The organism is Sedimentitalea todarodis, from assembly GCF_032595355.1.
GTDB classification, from domain to species: Bacteria; Pseudomonadota; Alphaproteobacteria; order Rhodobacterales; family Rhodobacteraceae; genus Sedimentitalea; species Sedimentitalea todarodis.
The window spans coordinates 16,453-29,734 of sequence record NZ_JASMWN010000027.1 but is presented as its reverse complement, the minus strand read 5'-3'; the positions used below and the strand labels follow the sequence as shown (position 1 = coordinate 29,734).

Below are 13,282 nucleotides of genomic sequence, written 5' to 3'. Positions count from 1 at the left end.
CCAAGATTTCACATCGGTATCGCACCGGTATCACGTTGGCACTTCGTCGGTGCAAAGGTCGGCGCGCCATGCTGATACAGGATCACGACAGGGCTGGCGGATACTGGGGCGCGGTCTACGCATTCTGCGCGGTCAAGGGATTGCAGGTTGTGATCGATGGTCCGGTGGGCTGCGAAAACCTGCCGGTGACCTCAGTCCTACATTACACAGATGCCTTGCCACCGCATGAATTGCCGATCGTCGTGACAGGCCTGGGCGAAGAAGAGTTGGGTCGTGAAGGCACCGAAGGCGCGATGAAACGGGCCTGGCGCACCCTTGATCCGGCGCTGCCCGCCGTGGTCGTCACCGGATCCATCGCCGAGATGATCGGCGGGGGCGTGACGCCGCAGGGCACCAATATTCAACGTTTTCTGCCACGCACCATCGACGAGGATCAGTGGGAAGCCGCCGACCGGGCGATGACATGGCTCTTTACCGAGTTTGGAATGACCAAGGGCCGGATGCCGCGCGAGATGAAGCGCGAAGAGGGCGCCGCGCCGCGGGTGAATATCCTGGGTCCGATGTATGGCACGTTCAACATGCCCAGCGACCTGCACGAAATCCGGCGGCTGGTCGAAGGCATCGGGGCCGAGGTCAACATGGTGCTGCCATTGGGTGCGCATCTGGCTGAAATGCGTGATCTGGTGAATGCGGATGTGAACATCTGCATGTATCGCGAGTTCGGCCGGGGCCTGAGCGAGGTTCTTGAAAAGCCGTATCTGCAGGCACCGATCGGCGTGGACAGCACCACGCTCTTCCTGCGCAAGCTGGGTGAGATGCTGGGGCTGGATCCCGAACCGTTCATTACCCGGGAGAAGCACTCGACCATCAAGCCGGTCTGGGATCTCTGGCGCAGCGTGACACAGGATTTCTTTGCCACCGCCAGTTTCGGCATCGTCGCGAATGAGACCTATGCGCGCGGTATTCGCAATTTCCTTGAAAACGACATGGGATTGCCTTGCGCCTTTGCCGTGGCGCGGTGTGCCGGAGCCAAGACCAACAACGAAGAAGTCCGTGCGTTGATTGGACAGCATCGCCCGCTGATCCTGATGGGGTCAATCAACGAAAAGATGTATCTTGCCGAGCTGCAAGGCGGGCATGGTCCAAAACCGGCCTTCATCCCGGCAAGCTTTCCCGGTGCCGCCATCCGGCGGGCCACGGGCACGCCGATGATGGGCTATGCGGGGGCAACCTATCTGGTGCAGGAGGTCTGCAACGGCCTCTTTGATGCGCTGTTTCACATTTTGCCGCTGGCCTCCGACATGGACGCCACTGCGGCCACACCGACACCGCTGCGGCGCGATTTCCCCTGGGATGAAGATGCCCAAAAGGAACTGGACCGGATTGTATCGAGCCATCCGATCCTGACCCGAATTTCCGCCGCAAAGTCACTGCGCGACGCCGCTGAAGAATCTGCCCTCAGACAGGGTGCGGAGCGTGTCGTTTTCGAATTCGTCCGGGCGCTTTCACCTGAAAGCCCCGAAACGCCGCTAGAGGAGTAACTCCGATGACCGACATGACATCCAACCCGCCGCCGAGTGTCCGAAAGGGCCGTCGTGGAATGGAGTTCTGGGTCTATTTTGTGGCGATTTTCATGTTTTCTCTGCCATCCGCCCACTTTCGCTGGGCCCGCGAGGTTCTGCGCCAAAATTCGCTGAATGTGCGCGGACCAATGGCACGTGCGTGGTCGGAAGCCGACAGGCTGACGCCCATCATATTCTCGGTCTGAGCCGGTTGGCCAGTGATCCGAGTACAAACTGTCCGCCCGCCAGGGTGCACAGACACCTGAGGGGCCACGAAGGCCCCGACGGACCCGGCCGCGGGGTACGCGGCGTCAGCGTAACGTTCCGGAGGAAAGTTTATGGCTGATAACACCGACCTGTCCTTTACAGGTCTCACCGACGAGCAAGCCCAGGAGCTGCATTCGGTCTATATGAGCGGCCTTTGGCTGTTCACAGCCGTCGCAGTGGTTGCACATCTTGCAACCTATATCTGGGCACCTTGGTTCTGAGGAAGGATTGATAAATGTCAAAGTTCTACAAGATCTGGCTCATTTTTGATCCACGCCGCGTGTTTGTTGCGCAGGGCGTTTTCCTGTTCCTTTTGGCCGTGATGATCCACCTCGTGGTTTTGTCAAATGGCGTCAACTGGTTCGAGAATGCTGCTGCATCACGTGCTGTTGCTTCCGAGTGATCCAAGGGCGCAAGTCCTGAGCAAGACCGTTGCGGGCGGCGCCACGTCGCCCGCAACGAACCGAACAAGAATTATGGACGGCCTGAGCACTTAATCAGACCGGTCGCCAGATACGGAGAGACAAGATGGCTTTGCTCAGTTTTGAAAGAAAGTATCGCGTCCGCGGAGGGACGCTTGTTGGCGGCGATCTGTTCGACTTTTGGGTTGGCCCTTTCTACGTGGGCTTTTTCGGGGTCACGACAGCGTTTTTCGCGCTTTTGGGAACCATTCTGATTTTCTGGGGCGCGGCGCATCAGGGGACATGGAACCCCTGGCTGATCAATATCGCTCCCCCTGACCTGAGCTATGGCCTCGGCGTGGCACCCCTGATGGAAGGCGGCTTATGGCAGATCATCACGATCTGCGCCGTTGGCTCATTCGTCAGCTGGGCGCTGCGCGAGGTTGAGATATGCCGCAAGCTGGGGATCGGGTATCATGTGCCCTTTGCGTTCAGCTTTGCCATTCTGGCCTATATGACGCTGGTGATCTTTCGCCCGCTTCTGATGGGGGCCTGGGGCCATGCCTTTCCTTACGGGATCTTCAGCCACCTCGATTGGGTCAGCAACACGGGCTACGCCTATCTGCATTTTCATTACAACCCGGCGCATATGCTGGCTGTGTCGCTGTTCTTTGCCACCTGTTTCGCCCTGGCGTTGCATGGCGGCCTGATCCTGAGTGCCGCCAACCCTGAAAAGGGCGAAGAGATGAAGACGCCGGATCACGAAGACACGTTCTTCCGCGATTTCATCGGCTATTCCATCGGCACGCTGGGCATTCACCGGCTGGGCTTTCTGCTGGCGATCAACGCGGTGTTCTTTTCCGCCGTCTGCATCATCATAAGCGGCCCGGTCTGGACCAAAGGCTGGCCCGAATGGTGGAACTGGTGGCTTGAGCTGCCGATCTGGCCCGGACAGGGAGGGATGTGATCATGGCCGAATATCAGAACATTTTCACCCAGGTTCAGGTTCAGGGCCCCCCCGAACTGGGCATGGACAACGAAAACAACATGGCGGCTGAACGGTTTATCAAACCCTTCTACAGCAAGCTTGTCGGATGGATCGGCAACGCCCAGATCGGGCCGATCTATCTGGGCTGGACCGGGATGGTTAGCGCCGCCACGTTCATCTTGTGTATGAACATCATCGGCATCAACATGCTGGCGCAGGTCAACTGGTCGATCCCGGAGTTCCTGCGGCAGGGCTTCTGGCTGGCGCTGGAGCCACCCAGCCCCGAATACGGGCTGAAGATACCGCCACTTCAGGACGGAGGCTGGTACATCATCGCCTCGTTCCTGTTGCTGGTTAGTGTCTGCACCTGGTGGCTCAGGACCTATTTGCTGGCTGAGCAACACAAGATGGGCAAGCATGTTGCCTGGGCGTTTGCCAGCGCGATTTGGCTGTTTCTGGTGCTGGGTCTGTTCCGCCCGATCCTGATGGGATCGTGGTCCGAGGCCGTGCCTTATGGCATCTTCCCGCACCTTGATTGGACAACCGCGTTTTCGATCCGATACGGCAACCTCTACTACAACCCGTTCCACTGTCTTTCGATCGTGTTCCTCTATGGCTCGGTTCTGCTTTTTGCAATGCACGGGGCCACCATTCTGGCGGTCACACGCTTTGGCGGGGATCGCGAACTTGAACAGATCGTCGACCGCGGCACTGCCAGCGAACGCGCCGCCCTCTTCTGGCGCTGGACCATGGGGTTCAACGCCACGATGGAGGGTATCCACCGCTGGGCGTGGTGGTTCGCGGTCCTGACACCCATCACCGGTGGTATCGGCATTCTGCTGACGGGAACGGTTGTCGACAACTGGTTCATCTGGGCGCAGGAACACAACTTTGCGCCGATGTATGATGGCGCCTACGGCTATGAAAACTACGGCTCATACGAAGCCTTTATCGGGCGGGAGGAGTAGATCATGTTACCTGACTGGTTCAGCAAGTGGAATCGCGAGAATCCGACGGATGTCGAACGGCCTGCAATCATCGTCGGTGCGGTGGGGGTGGCGGTGATCGCCGTGGTCGCCCTGATGTTCTGGGGGCAACCCTTCGCCACTGACAGCCTGCAATCGGGGCCGCGCGGATCGGGAATGGAACGGGTCGAGTTCAAATCCGACCTGGCCAGGCCCGACCCGACGATCGAGGCCTTCCTCAGTTCCACCTCGACTCCTGTGCCGCCCCAAGGCGGCGATGAGACGGCAGGTGCGGCGCGTGAAAACGTACCACCCGGACTGGAGAATTTGACGGTCGAGAACTACGATCGCCTGCTTGCGGCGATGCGCGACTGGACCGGTATCCCGGATCTCTTCGATGACGCGGATTCCTACCAGACGGCTGTGGGTCACGTGATGATATCGATGACCCGGAATATCAATGAGAACTGGGATGGTCATGTCAGCGCCAACAAGGAAGTCGGCGTCACCTGTTACACGTGCCACCGCGGGCAAGAGGTGCCCAGCGATGTCTGGTTCAAGGCGACACCTGTCAATAAGGCCAGCCAAGGCTGGTCCTCGGTGCAGAACCGCGTGACGCCGCTCAGCAGTTTTACCTCGCTGCCGTCGGACGCGCTGGAGGCCTATCTGCTGGATAGCGAGACAATCGGTGTCCATGATCTTGAATCGCGCGTCGCAGGCATCCCGGGCAAGGATGATTTCCCGGGGATCCAGCACGCCGAACGGACCTTTGCGCTGATGAACTACGTGGCGAACTCGCTCGGTGTGAACTGCACGTTCTGTCACAATACGCGGGCATTTTACGACGGTTCACAGGTCACCCCGCAATGGGGCACCGAGAGCCTTGGCATCCAGATGGTGCAAGAGCTCAACAACGATTACCTCGTGCCGCTGGCGGGCCTGTTGCCGCCCGAGCGTCTGGGCCCTGTGCATGGCGATGCACCCAAGGCGGCCTGCAAGACCTGCCACAAGGGGTATCAGCAGCCACTGCAAGGCACGAACGTTATCGGCGACTGGCCTGAACTGGCCACCTCTGACGCGCCGGACTACGGCAATTGACCAAGGGACGGCAGCCCTGACCGGGGCTGTTGTCCGACCCATCGCGCCGCTCGTGTCGCGACCCATTTCGCGGGTGACGCCAGCCAACCACCGCCAAGGGGGCAAGCGATGACACATCAACGATCAACAACACCTTTACTGGACCGCGTGGCCGGCCCCGCCGATCTGCGAGAGCTGTCGGATAGCGAACTTGGCAGTCTGGCGGATGAGCTGCGGGCCGAGGTGATCGACGCGGTATCCGAAACCGGTGGCCATCTGGGCTCGGGCCTGGGTGTGGTGGAACTGAGCGTCGCGATCCATGCCGTTTTCAACACGCCGATGGATAAGCTGATCTGGGATGTGGGCCACCAATGCTATCCTCACAAGATACTGACGGGCCGGCGCGACCGGATCCGGACCCTGCGCCAGAAGGGCGGGCTGAGCGGGTTCACCAAGCGGTCGGAATCCCGGTTCGATCCCTTCGGTGCGGCCCACAGTTCGACCTCGATCAGTGCCGCCCTGGGTTTCACCGTGGGGCGCGACATGGGGCAGGCGACCGGCGATGCCATTGCTGTCATCGGCGATGGGTCGATCAGCGCGGGCATGGCCTATGAGGCGTTGAACAATGCCGGTGCCGAGGGGCGCCGGTTGTTCGTCATCCTGAATGACAACGAGATGAGCATTGCCCCGCCGGTCGGCGCCATGTCGAGCTACCTTTCAGGACTATATGCCAACGAGCCACTGGCGAAGATGAAATCGCTGGCCGAAGGGTTTGAAGCCGCTCTGCCAGCCTCGATCCGCGCGGGCGCGAAACGCGCCCGGCAACTTGCCTCGGGGCTGTCGGCATCGGGCACGCTGTTCGAGGAATTGGGATTCGAATATGTGGGCCCGATCAACGGGCACGACATGGAACAGTTGCTGCCGGTGCTGCGCGCCGCCCGGGTACGGGCCACGGGGCCGGTTCTGATCCATTGCTGCACGGTCAAGGGCAAGGGCTATGCTCCGGCCGAGACCAGTGAGGACAAGTATCACGGCGTCTCGAAATTCAACGTCGAAACCGGTGCCATGGCCAAGAAAGGTGCCGGCGCGCCGTCCTATACCTCGGTCTATGGCAAGGCGCTGACCGAAGAGGCCGCGCATGATCCGGATATCGTGGCCGTCACCGCCGCGATGCCTTCGGGCACCGGCGTGAACATCATGGCCGAGCGGTTTCCGGCGCGGGTCTTTGACGTCGGCATTGCCGAACAGCACGGCGTGACATTCTGCGCGGGGATGGCGGCCAGCGGGCTGAAGCCATTCTGCACGATCTATTCGACCTTCCTGCAACGTGGATTTGATCAGGTCGTCCATGACGTGGCCCTGCAACGCCTGCCGGTGCGGTTTGCCATTGACCGCGCGGGTCTGGTCGGGGCCGATGGGGCCACCCATGCGGGCGCGTTCGATATCGGGTACCTGGGCAACCTGCCGGGCTTTACCGTGATGGCGGCATCGGATGAGGCCGAGCTGGTGCATATGGTGTCCACGGCGGCCGCGTATGACGAGGGGCCGATCGCCTTTCGCTATCCGCGCGGTGCGGGAGTCGGTGTCGATCTGCCCGTGCGCGGCGAGGTGCTGGAGATCGGCAAGGGGCGGCTCGTGCAAGAGGGCGACGACGTGGCGATCCTGTCATTCGGGGCGCATCTGTCGGAATGTCGTGTTGCCGCGGAACTGCTGGCCGAGGACGGCCTGGGCGTGACACTGGCGGATGCGCGTTTTGCAAAACCCCTCGATGTTGATCTTGTCATGCAACTGGCCCGCAACCACCGGGCCCTTATCACGGTCGAGCAGGGGGCCGAGGGAGGGTTCGGCTCCATCGTGCTGCATGCGCTGGCGCGGCAGGGCGCGTTCGACAAGGGCCTCGTGATCCGTAACATCCACCTGCCGGATCGTTTCATCGACCAGGCCAGCCCGGCAGAGATGTATGCCGACGCAGGCATGGCCGCAGCGGACATTGCCGCAACGGTACGCGCTGCAATGGGGGTCTCCAGCAAGGTTGTGTCATTGACGTTGGCGCGCTGACGCCGTCGCCGCAATGCAAAACGGCCGCGCGGTCCATCTCCGCAGCGGCCGTTATCATGTTTCGTCCAGAAATGATTACTCGGGGGCTGGCCCCACGGATACCAGATAAGCCCAGACATTCTTGGCCTGCTCCGCATCCTTCAGTTTGAACGCCATTTTTCCCTTGGCTTTGTCGTCATCGAGATAGCCTTTCAGGAAGGCCGTCGGATCAGCGACATAGGTCACAAAGTCCTCTTCGTTCCATTCCAGCCCGGCCTCACCGGCAGCGGTCATGGATATTGAGTATTTGAAGCCATCAACAGATCCCGCAGGACGTGTGTAAACGCCGAAGAGGTTCGGCCCTACCTTGCCACCTTTCACGATATCCGTGCCATCGGCACGCTGAATCATGTGGCAGGCCTTGCATTTCTTGAACTCTTTTTCGCCCGCTTCGGCATCACCGCTCGCGTGGCCGTCTGCAAAGGCTGGCAGCGCAAAAGCTGTGACGGCAAACGCCGTCAGGATGGTCGATTTCATTGTTTACTCCCTGTTTTTACTCGAAAGACTCAGCGCATCGCATACATATTCAACGGCACAGGGTTTGAAAGGTTCCGTCAGGCCACCGCGTGCGCGATCGCGCATTGTTTCCAGAGCACGTTCAGGGCTTCGACCAAATGGTCGATATCCGCGTCCGAGTGCAAGGGTCCGGGCGTGAACCGCAGCCGTTCCGTGCCTTTGGGGACGGTCGGGTAATTGATCGGCTGCACGTAGATCCCATAGTCGCGCATGAGAATGTCCGCCAGCATGCGGCATTTGACCGGATCCTTGATCAGGACGGGGATGATATGGCTGGGATTGTCCATGTGCGGAATGCCATACCTGTCAAGCCTGTCTCGCAGACGTGCCACCTGACGACGTTGCTGCATGCGTTCGATCTGCGACCGCTTGAGATGCGCGATCGAGGTTTTTGCCGCCGCCGCCACGGCCGGGGGCAGGGCCGTGGTAAAGATGAAACCCGACGCAAAAGAGCGGATGAAGTCGCAGAGCGCGGCTGAGCCCGAGACATAGCCGCCCATGCAGCCATAGGCCTTGCCAAGTGTGCCCTCGATCAGGGTGATGCGATCTGCAAGCCCTTCGCGTTCACTGATGCCGCCGCCGCGTTCGCCGTAGAGGCCAACGGCATGTACTTCGTCGAGATATGTCATCGCGCCGTGTTTCTCGGCGACCTCGACAATCTCTTTCATCGGGCAAATGTCGCCATCCATCGAATAGACCGATTCAAAGGCGACGATCTTGGGCGTATTGGCGGGCAGGGCGGCCAGCTTGCGATCCAGATCTTCGGGGTCGTTATGGTTCCAGAGCACCTTGCGGGCGCGCGAATGGCGGATGCCTTCGATCATCGACGCATGGTTCAGCGAGTCCGACAGGATCACCGCATCGGGCAGTTTGCTGCCCAGCGTCGAGAGCGCGGCCCAGTTCGAGACGTAGCCCGAGGTAAACAGCAGCGCATCCTCCTTGCCGTGCAGATCGGCAAGTTCGGCTTCGAGCTCTACATGGTGATGGTTCGTGCCCGAGATGTTGCGCGTGCCGCCGGCGCCGGTGCCGCAACTGTCGATGACGTCCTTCATCCGTTCACGGACAACCGGGTTCTGGCCCATGCCCAGGTAATCGTTCGAACACCAGACGGTCACTTCGTCCGGGGCGTCATCATCATGGCTCTTGGCCTTGGGGAAATCTCCGCATCGCCGCTCAAGCTCGGCGAAAATCCGATAGTTTCCTTCGTCTTTCAGCGCATCCAGCTGCGCATTGAACATCTTATCAAAATCCATGATGTCCTACCTCCGATTGTGTTGTCTTGCGGGTTTGCTTGGGCGCGGGCAGCATCCAGCGCCAGAGTTTCGCGTCGGGCAATGGCAGCACCATCAGCCAGTGTTCCAGGAGCGCCAGCGCGGTGATGGCGGTGAGCAGGGCAAAGCCTGCGGTCTCTCCGGCAGTTTGCGCCGCATAAAGCCGTAACAGCCAGCACGCGGTTGCAAAGCTGAGCGCGGTGATCGAAACCGGAAAGACCCAGTTGACGCGCGAAATTCGAAAATGACTGGGCAGGTGGCGCAGCGCATCGGGAATGAACTCGGTATTGATCCTTGGCACGCCGTAGAACAGGTTCAGCTTGGCCGAAATGCGCGCGAAATAGAGGATCGTATATGTCCAGAGACCGAAGGCATTGATCGCGCCGTTGCCAAAGAGCCAGATCAGAACCAGTACCGATACCAGCAACATCTCGTGATAGGCGATGGTGCCCCATGCGCGAATGAAACGCTCCCATTCGGGGGTATCGTCGGGACAATCATATGCGTTGGGGCCGGTGATTGCACCGGTCAGGAAGGCCAATTCAATCCATCCCCAGATGGCCAGAGCCGCGAGAAACGACAGGTACGCGGCCTGCAGGCCGGGATCGTGCAGCGTCGCCGCAAACCCCCAGAACCCGATCCCCAGAACCGGCAGGCCCGCCAGCGTGCAGATCAGGCGCGCCTGCGGTCCACGTCGATCCGCATGGCGGACCGCCCACAGGATAGCCCCGGTGGAAAACCACCAGGCAAAAAGCGCGAAAAGCGCGGCTATCCAGGGCGATGTCATCAGTACGCGGGCTCCAACCGGGTTGATGTGGGTACGTTGTGCCTTTTGGCGGGTATCAGGAAAAGTCCGACAAAGGCTGCTGCGGCACGGGTGCTGGCCGACGCGCGCCGGACCAGCCCGACGGGACCGCCTGTCTCTTTCGCCGCAGCCAGATCGGCGTTGGCCTTTTGCAGGCGCTCAAGACCTCGCTGCCAGCGCGGATTTTCGATATCCAGCGTGATCGGGTAGATCTGCTTGGTCATTTCCGAGGTCTTGGTGAACACCTCATGCGCGTACCAGTCGGGATCGACGCCAAGTGCCTTGTGAAAGGCGGGGCGCTGATGGTCGCGCACATACATGGTGCCATAGACCGCCGTTAGGAAGAACTTGATCCACCAGACATTCTTGCCTTGCGTCAGCTTGGGGTCGGTCTTCATCAGCAGGGCAAAGGCCTCGCCGTGGCTGAACTCGTCATTACACCATTCTTCGAACCACTTGAAGATCGGATGAAAGCGATGTTCGGGGTGCTCCTCGAGATGGCGGAAGATCGTGATATAGCGGGCATAGCCGATCTTTTCGCTGAGATAGGTGGCGTAATAGATGAACTTTGGCCGGAAGTAGGTGTATTTCTTCTTCTGCGTCAGAAAGCCCAGATTGACCCGCAGCCCGGCTTCGCGCAGGGCGTCGTTGATGAACCCGGCGTGGCGGGCCTCGTCGCGCGCCATCAGCTGGAACAGTTGCGTGATGTCCTTGTTGTTGCCGCGACGCTTCATCTCCTTGTAGAGAACGCAGCCTGAGAATTCGGCGGTGCAGGACGAAATCAGGAAGTCGATGAATTCCTTCTTGAGTTGCGGCTCCATCCCGTCCCAATCGACGTGGTCCCAGTCTTCGTTTTTCTTGAAGTGGCCCTTGTTCGGGTCGCTGACCATGCGGGCGATCAGCTTGTCCCATTCCTCGCGCACCGGGGTGACGTCGATGCTGTCCAACTCGTCAAAATCGGTCGTGTAAAAGCGGGGGGTCAGCAGCGTGTTCGCCATGGCCGTTTCGGTGGCCATCTCGTCGTTGTATTCCTTGTCCTGCGCCTCGGCGATGGCAAGGCCTTCTTCGACGGTGGTGGCGTCGGCGGTGTGTTTTCCAGCATGAGCATTCATAGCGTGACCTCCTCGGAGAACGAGAACTCGCAAAGCTCCATCACCTCGAAATCACCTGTCAGGCGGGTCCAGAGCTGTTCCAGCTTCGAAGCGCGGAAAATCGTGGCATCGCGGTCTTCCGAGACGACCTCACCGAAAGGTGCCATGATCTCGGGGCCGTTGACCTTGACCTCATCGCCGGGGTGAATGACCGTTCCATCGTTGAAGCGGACATGTGCGTGCAGACTTTCGAACTTGTGACTGATTTCCACAGTACACGGCGCGTGTTCGATATCCTTGGTAAGCCATCCCATTATTGGCCTCCTCTCTTCATTGTGCCAAAAGCCGTGCAAAGGCCATGGCGTTCCCTGTGCCGAATCCCATTAAGTCGGCACTCCAGCCTGTGCTGGGGTCTTGAATTGAAATGCGTCCCGTATCCTGCCAGATCAGCGTGACCGGGCCTTCAAGCGGCAGGCGGTTTTTCAACCGTTCGCGTTCGATGACACGCCCGACACCGGAGATAAAGCCGCCCTCTTCAGGGCTGAGATCCGCGATCAGGGTGCCGTCGGCATCATGGACCGTTGCCGCGCCGCTGGTGTCAACGGTCAGCAGGACAACCCGGCTGGCGACGATCTTGCCCTCGGGCGGTGTGGCGATCAGCGGATAGCCGGTGATCCGGGCGACGGTGACGATGGTGAAACAGATCAACACCAGCGCCAGCATCGCGCGCAGCAGGTTGCGCGGGATCATGTCCCTTTCAGAGACGTGCGGCGGGGCGTGAGTGTCGATCTGAACCATGTCGATTTCCTTTTATTCGGCCGCAACGGCCATATGCGGCGTGCGGCGCTGAATCTGAGGGGTGTTGACCCGGGCTTCGGCGGCTTCGGAAAAGAGGCGTGCAACCTGCTCGGCATCCGGAATACAGCGCAACGCCGGCTGCGTACGGCGCAGAACCCACGGACGGGCATGTGGCCAGCAGACCAGATAAGACAAGCGTGTCGTGCCCAACAGATCCAGAGCGATCGTACCAGTGCCATTCCTGTGCGTTTTCAGAGTTGCGTCGCCGATCTGTGTGAAGGGCAGGTTCAGCGTGACAGTCAGCGCCGCGCCCGTGCGCATGGCGATGCGGCGATTGGTGATCGTATAAACCGTGGCGCGGGCCTGTGCGTACCCGACGATCGACAGCATGGCGCAAACGATGAGACCCATGATCAGAAAGGGCCATGAGGCGGCAAAAGCACTGGCAAAACCAACCTGATCCACCAGCGTGGCAAAACGCCAGACGGCAAGCAGCACAAAGTATCCGGCGACCCAAAAGAGGTTCAGGGCATCACAGGTCAGCGCCCACCAATTGGGGCGTCCCTGCCAAAGGATATGCTCGCCTTCGGGTGGGCGTTCGGGCAGGCCTTCGACGGGCTCAACGGCGAAATCATCATGGTTCATAGCTGCGTCCCCCTCATCAACCCAGTTGCGGTTCTTGCCGGGCTGCGCTGGCATAAAGCGTGCCGCCCGCGTAGTAGCCGCAGATCTTGTCTTCTTCGAGCAGCGTGACCTGATGCGCAGCGGCATGAAGTGGCACGCCGGCAAAATGCTTGCCAAAGATCGAACGGACTTTGACGCGGTCGGATTTGATGCGGGCCATGGTCAGAGGCAGCAGGCGCTTACCGGTGCCGAATTCGGGGTCCAGTTCAAGCTCGAGGTAGCGCACCATCTGCTCCGGCTCATCCAGCCACATGTCGACGATCTTGCCCACGACCGCACCATCCCCGGCCTCGACCGGTAGACCCCGCGGATCGCGCCCGGCGGCCACATGAAACTGTTCCTTAGACGCCATCGGCACGATCTTGGGATGACCCGCACCATCCAGTTCGGGAATGTCGCGGCGCGGTGCCCAGGAGGCGGGGCCAACACCGTCAACCATCGGATCACCCGTGGGAGCGAAGGGAAACCCGTTGCCAGCGGCGGTCTTTTCAAGCGGCAGATCGGCGCGTTCCGGCGTCTGCCCCGACGGCACGGTCAGGTCGCCGCGACCATGCGGCAGTTTGAAGGTCTTGTCGTCGGGAACTGGGAACAACCCCTGATTGGCTGACGGTTTTCCGTCGTCATCTTCCAGCGGATAGCCCTCGCGCATGTTTTCCCGCTGGATGTAGAAGATCAGCAAGGCGAAGAATATCCAGAACAGCCAGAGTGTCAGACTGGCAAGGTCAAAATTTCCAAAGAATGGTTCAGTCATCTGATTATC

Annotated in this window: 16 protein-coding genes; 8 read left to right on the top strand and 8 right to left on the bottom strand. The window is 60.1% G+C overall.

Translation table 11 applies throughout. The annotated features are described in order from the left end of the window. Positions 1-68: 68 nt before the first annotated feature. The 8 genes from bchZ (at position 69) to dxs (ending at position 7,318) form a co-directional block, all read left to right on the top strand. Positions 69-1,541 carry a chlorophyllide a reductase subunit Z gene (gene bchZ / locus QO231_RS22715; RefSeq protein WP_316781898.1) on the top strand — a complete coding sequence of 491 codons (1,473 nt, stop codon included), beginning with the start codon at positions 69-71 and terminating at the stop codon, positions 1,539-1,541. Positions 1,542-1,546: 5 nt separating this feature from the next. After that, positions 1,547-1,768, top strand: a complete 222-nt coding sequence (pufQ, locus tag QO231_RS22710; RefSeq protein ID WP_316781896.1) for a cytochrome PufQ — start codon at positions 1,547-1,549, stop codon at positions 1,766-1,768. A gap of 132 nt (positions 1,769-1,900) precedes the next feature. Next, positions 1,901-2,050 (top strand): light-harvesting antenna LH1, beta subunit, encoded by a 150-nt coding sequence (pufB, locus tag QO231_RS22705; protein ID WP_024808877.1) that lies wholly within the window; start codon positions 1,901-1,903, stop codon positions 2,048-2,050. 14 nt (positions 2,051-2,064) lie between these two features. Then, the gene (pufA, locus tag QO231_RS22700) at positions 2,065-2,232 is read left to right on the top strand and encodes a light-harvesting antenna LH1, alpha subunit (RefSeq protein ID WP_316781891.1); all 168 of its coding nucleotides are present in this window, start codon (positions 2,065-2,067) and stop codon (positions 2,230-2,232) included. 125 nt (positions 2,233-2,357) lie between these two features. After that, complete coding sequence (gene pufL, locus QO231_RS22695; RefSeq protein ID WP_316781889.1) at positions 2,358-3,197, top strand: photosynthetic reaction center subunit L; 840 nt, start codon at positions 2,358-2,360, stop codon at positions 3,195-3,197. A 2-nt stretch (positions 3,198-3,199) separates the two neighbouring features. After that, positions 3,200-4,186: a photosynthetic reaction center subunit M gene (gene pufM, locus QO231_RS22690; RefSeq protein WP_316781888.1), complete on the top strand. Its 987-nt coding sequence runs from the start codon at positions 3,200-3,202 to the stop codon at positions 4,184-4,186. Between the two features lie 3 nt (positions 4,187-4,189). Further along, complete coding sequence (pufC, locus tag QO231_RS22685) at positions 4,190-5,281, top strand: photosynthetic reaction center cytochrome PufC (protein WP_316781885.1); 1,092 nt, start codon at positions 4,190-4,192, stop codon at positions 5,279-5,281. Between the two features lie 108 nt (positions 5,282-5,389). Further along, complete coding sequence (gene dxs / locus QO231_RS22680) at positions 5,390-7,318, top strand: 1-deoxy-D-xylulose-5-phosphate synthase (RefSeq protein WP_316781884.1); 1,929 nt, start codon at positions 5,390-5,392, stop codon at positions 7,316-7,318. A 75-nt stretch (positions 7,319-7,393) separates the two neighbouring features. Here dxs and QO231_RS22675 read toward each other — a convergent pair whose 3' ends face one another. The 8 genes from QO231_RS22675 to puhA all read right to left on the bottom strand — a co-directional run bounded on the left by QO231_RS22675 (position 7,394) and on the right by puhA (position 13,273). Further along, on the bottom strand, positions 7,394-7,834 hold the full coding sequence (locus tag QO231_RS22675; RefSeq protein WP_316781882.1) for a c-type cytochrome: 441 nt from the start codon (positions 7,832-7,834) through the stop codon (positions 7,394-7,396). Positions 7,835-7,911: 77 nt separating this feature from the next. Then, positions 7,912-9,126, bottom strand: coding sequence for a 5-aminolevulinate synthase (gene hemA, locus QO231_RS22670; protein ID WP_316781881.1), 1,215 nt, complete (start codon positions 9,124-9,126; stop codon positions 7,912-7,914). After that, positions 9,116-9,931 (bottom strand): putative photosynthetic complex assembly protein PuhE, encoded by an 816-nt coding sequence (gene puhE / locus QO231_RS22665; RefSeq protein ID WP_316781879.1) that lies wholly within the window; start codon positions 9,929-9,931, stop codon positions 9,116-9,118. The genes hemA and puhE overlap by 11 nt, the downstream gene beginning before the upstream one ends. Beyond that, positions 9,931-11,061: a magnesium-protoporphyrin IX monomethyl ester (oxidative) cyclase gene (acsF, locus tag QO231_RS22660; protein WP_316781877.1), complete on the bottom strand. Its 1,131-nt coding sequence runs from the start codon at positions 11,059-11,061 to the stop codon at positions 9,931-9,933. The genes puhE and acsF overlap by 1 nt, the downstream gene beginning before the upstream one ends. Continuing rightward, positions 11,058-11,354, bottom strand: a complete 297-nt coding sequence (locus QO231_RS22655; RefSeq protein ID WP_316781875.1) for a hypothetical protein — start codon at positions 11,352-11,354, stop codon at positions 11,058-11,060. Before QO231_RS22655 ends, acsF begins: the two co-directional genes overlap by 4 nt. A gap of 16 nt (positions 11,355-11,370) precedes the next feature. Then, entirely contained in the window at positions 11,371-11,838 is a 468-nt protein-coding gene (puhC, locus tag QO231_RS22650) for a photosynthetic complex assembly protein PuhC (protein WP_316781872.1), read from the bottom strand. Positions 11,839-11,850: 12 nt separating this feature from the next. Further along, positions 11,851-12,483: a photosynthetic complex putative assembly protein PuhB gene (puhB, locus tag QO231_RS22645; RefSeq protein WP_316781870.1), complete on the bottom strand. Its 633-nt coding sequence runs from the start codon at positions 12,481-12,483 to the stop codon at positions 11,851-11,853. A 16-nt stretch (positions 12,484-12,499) separates the two neighbouring features. After that, the gene (gene puhA / locus QO231_RS22640; RefSeq protein ID WP_316781868.1) at positions 12,500-13,273 is read right to left on the bottom strand and encodes a photosynthetic reaction center subunit H; all 774 of its coding nucleotides are present in this window, start codon (positions 13,271-13,273) and stop codon (positions 12,500-12,502) included. Positions 13,274-13,282 lie beyond the last annotated feature (9 nt).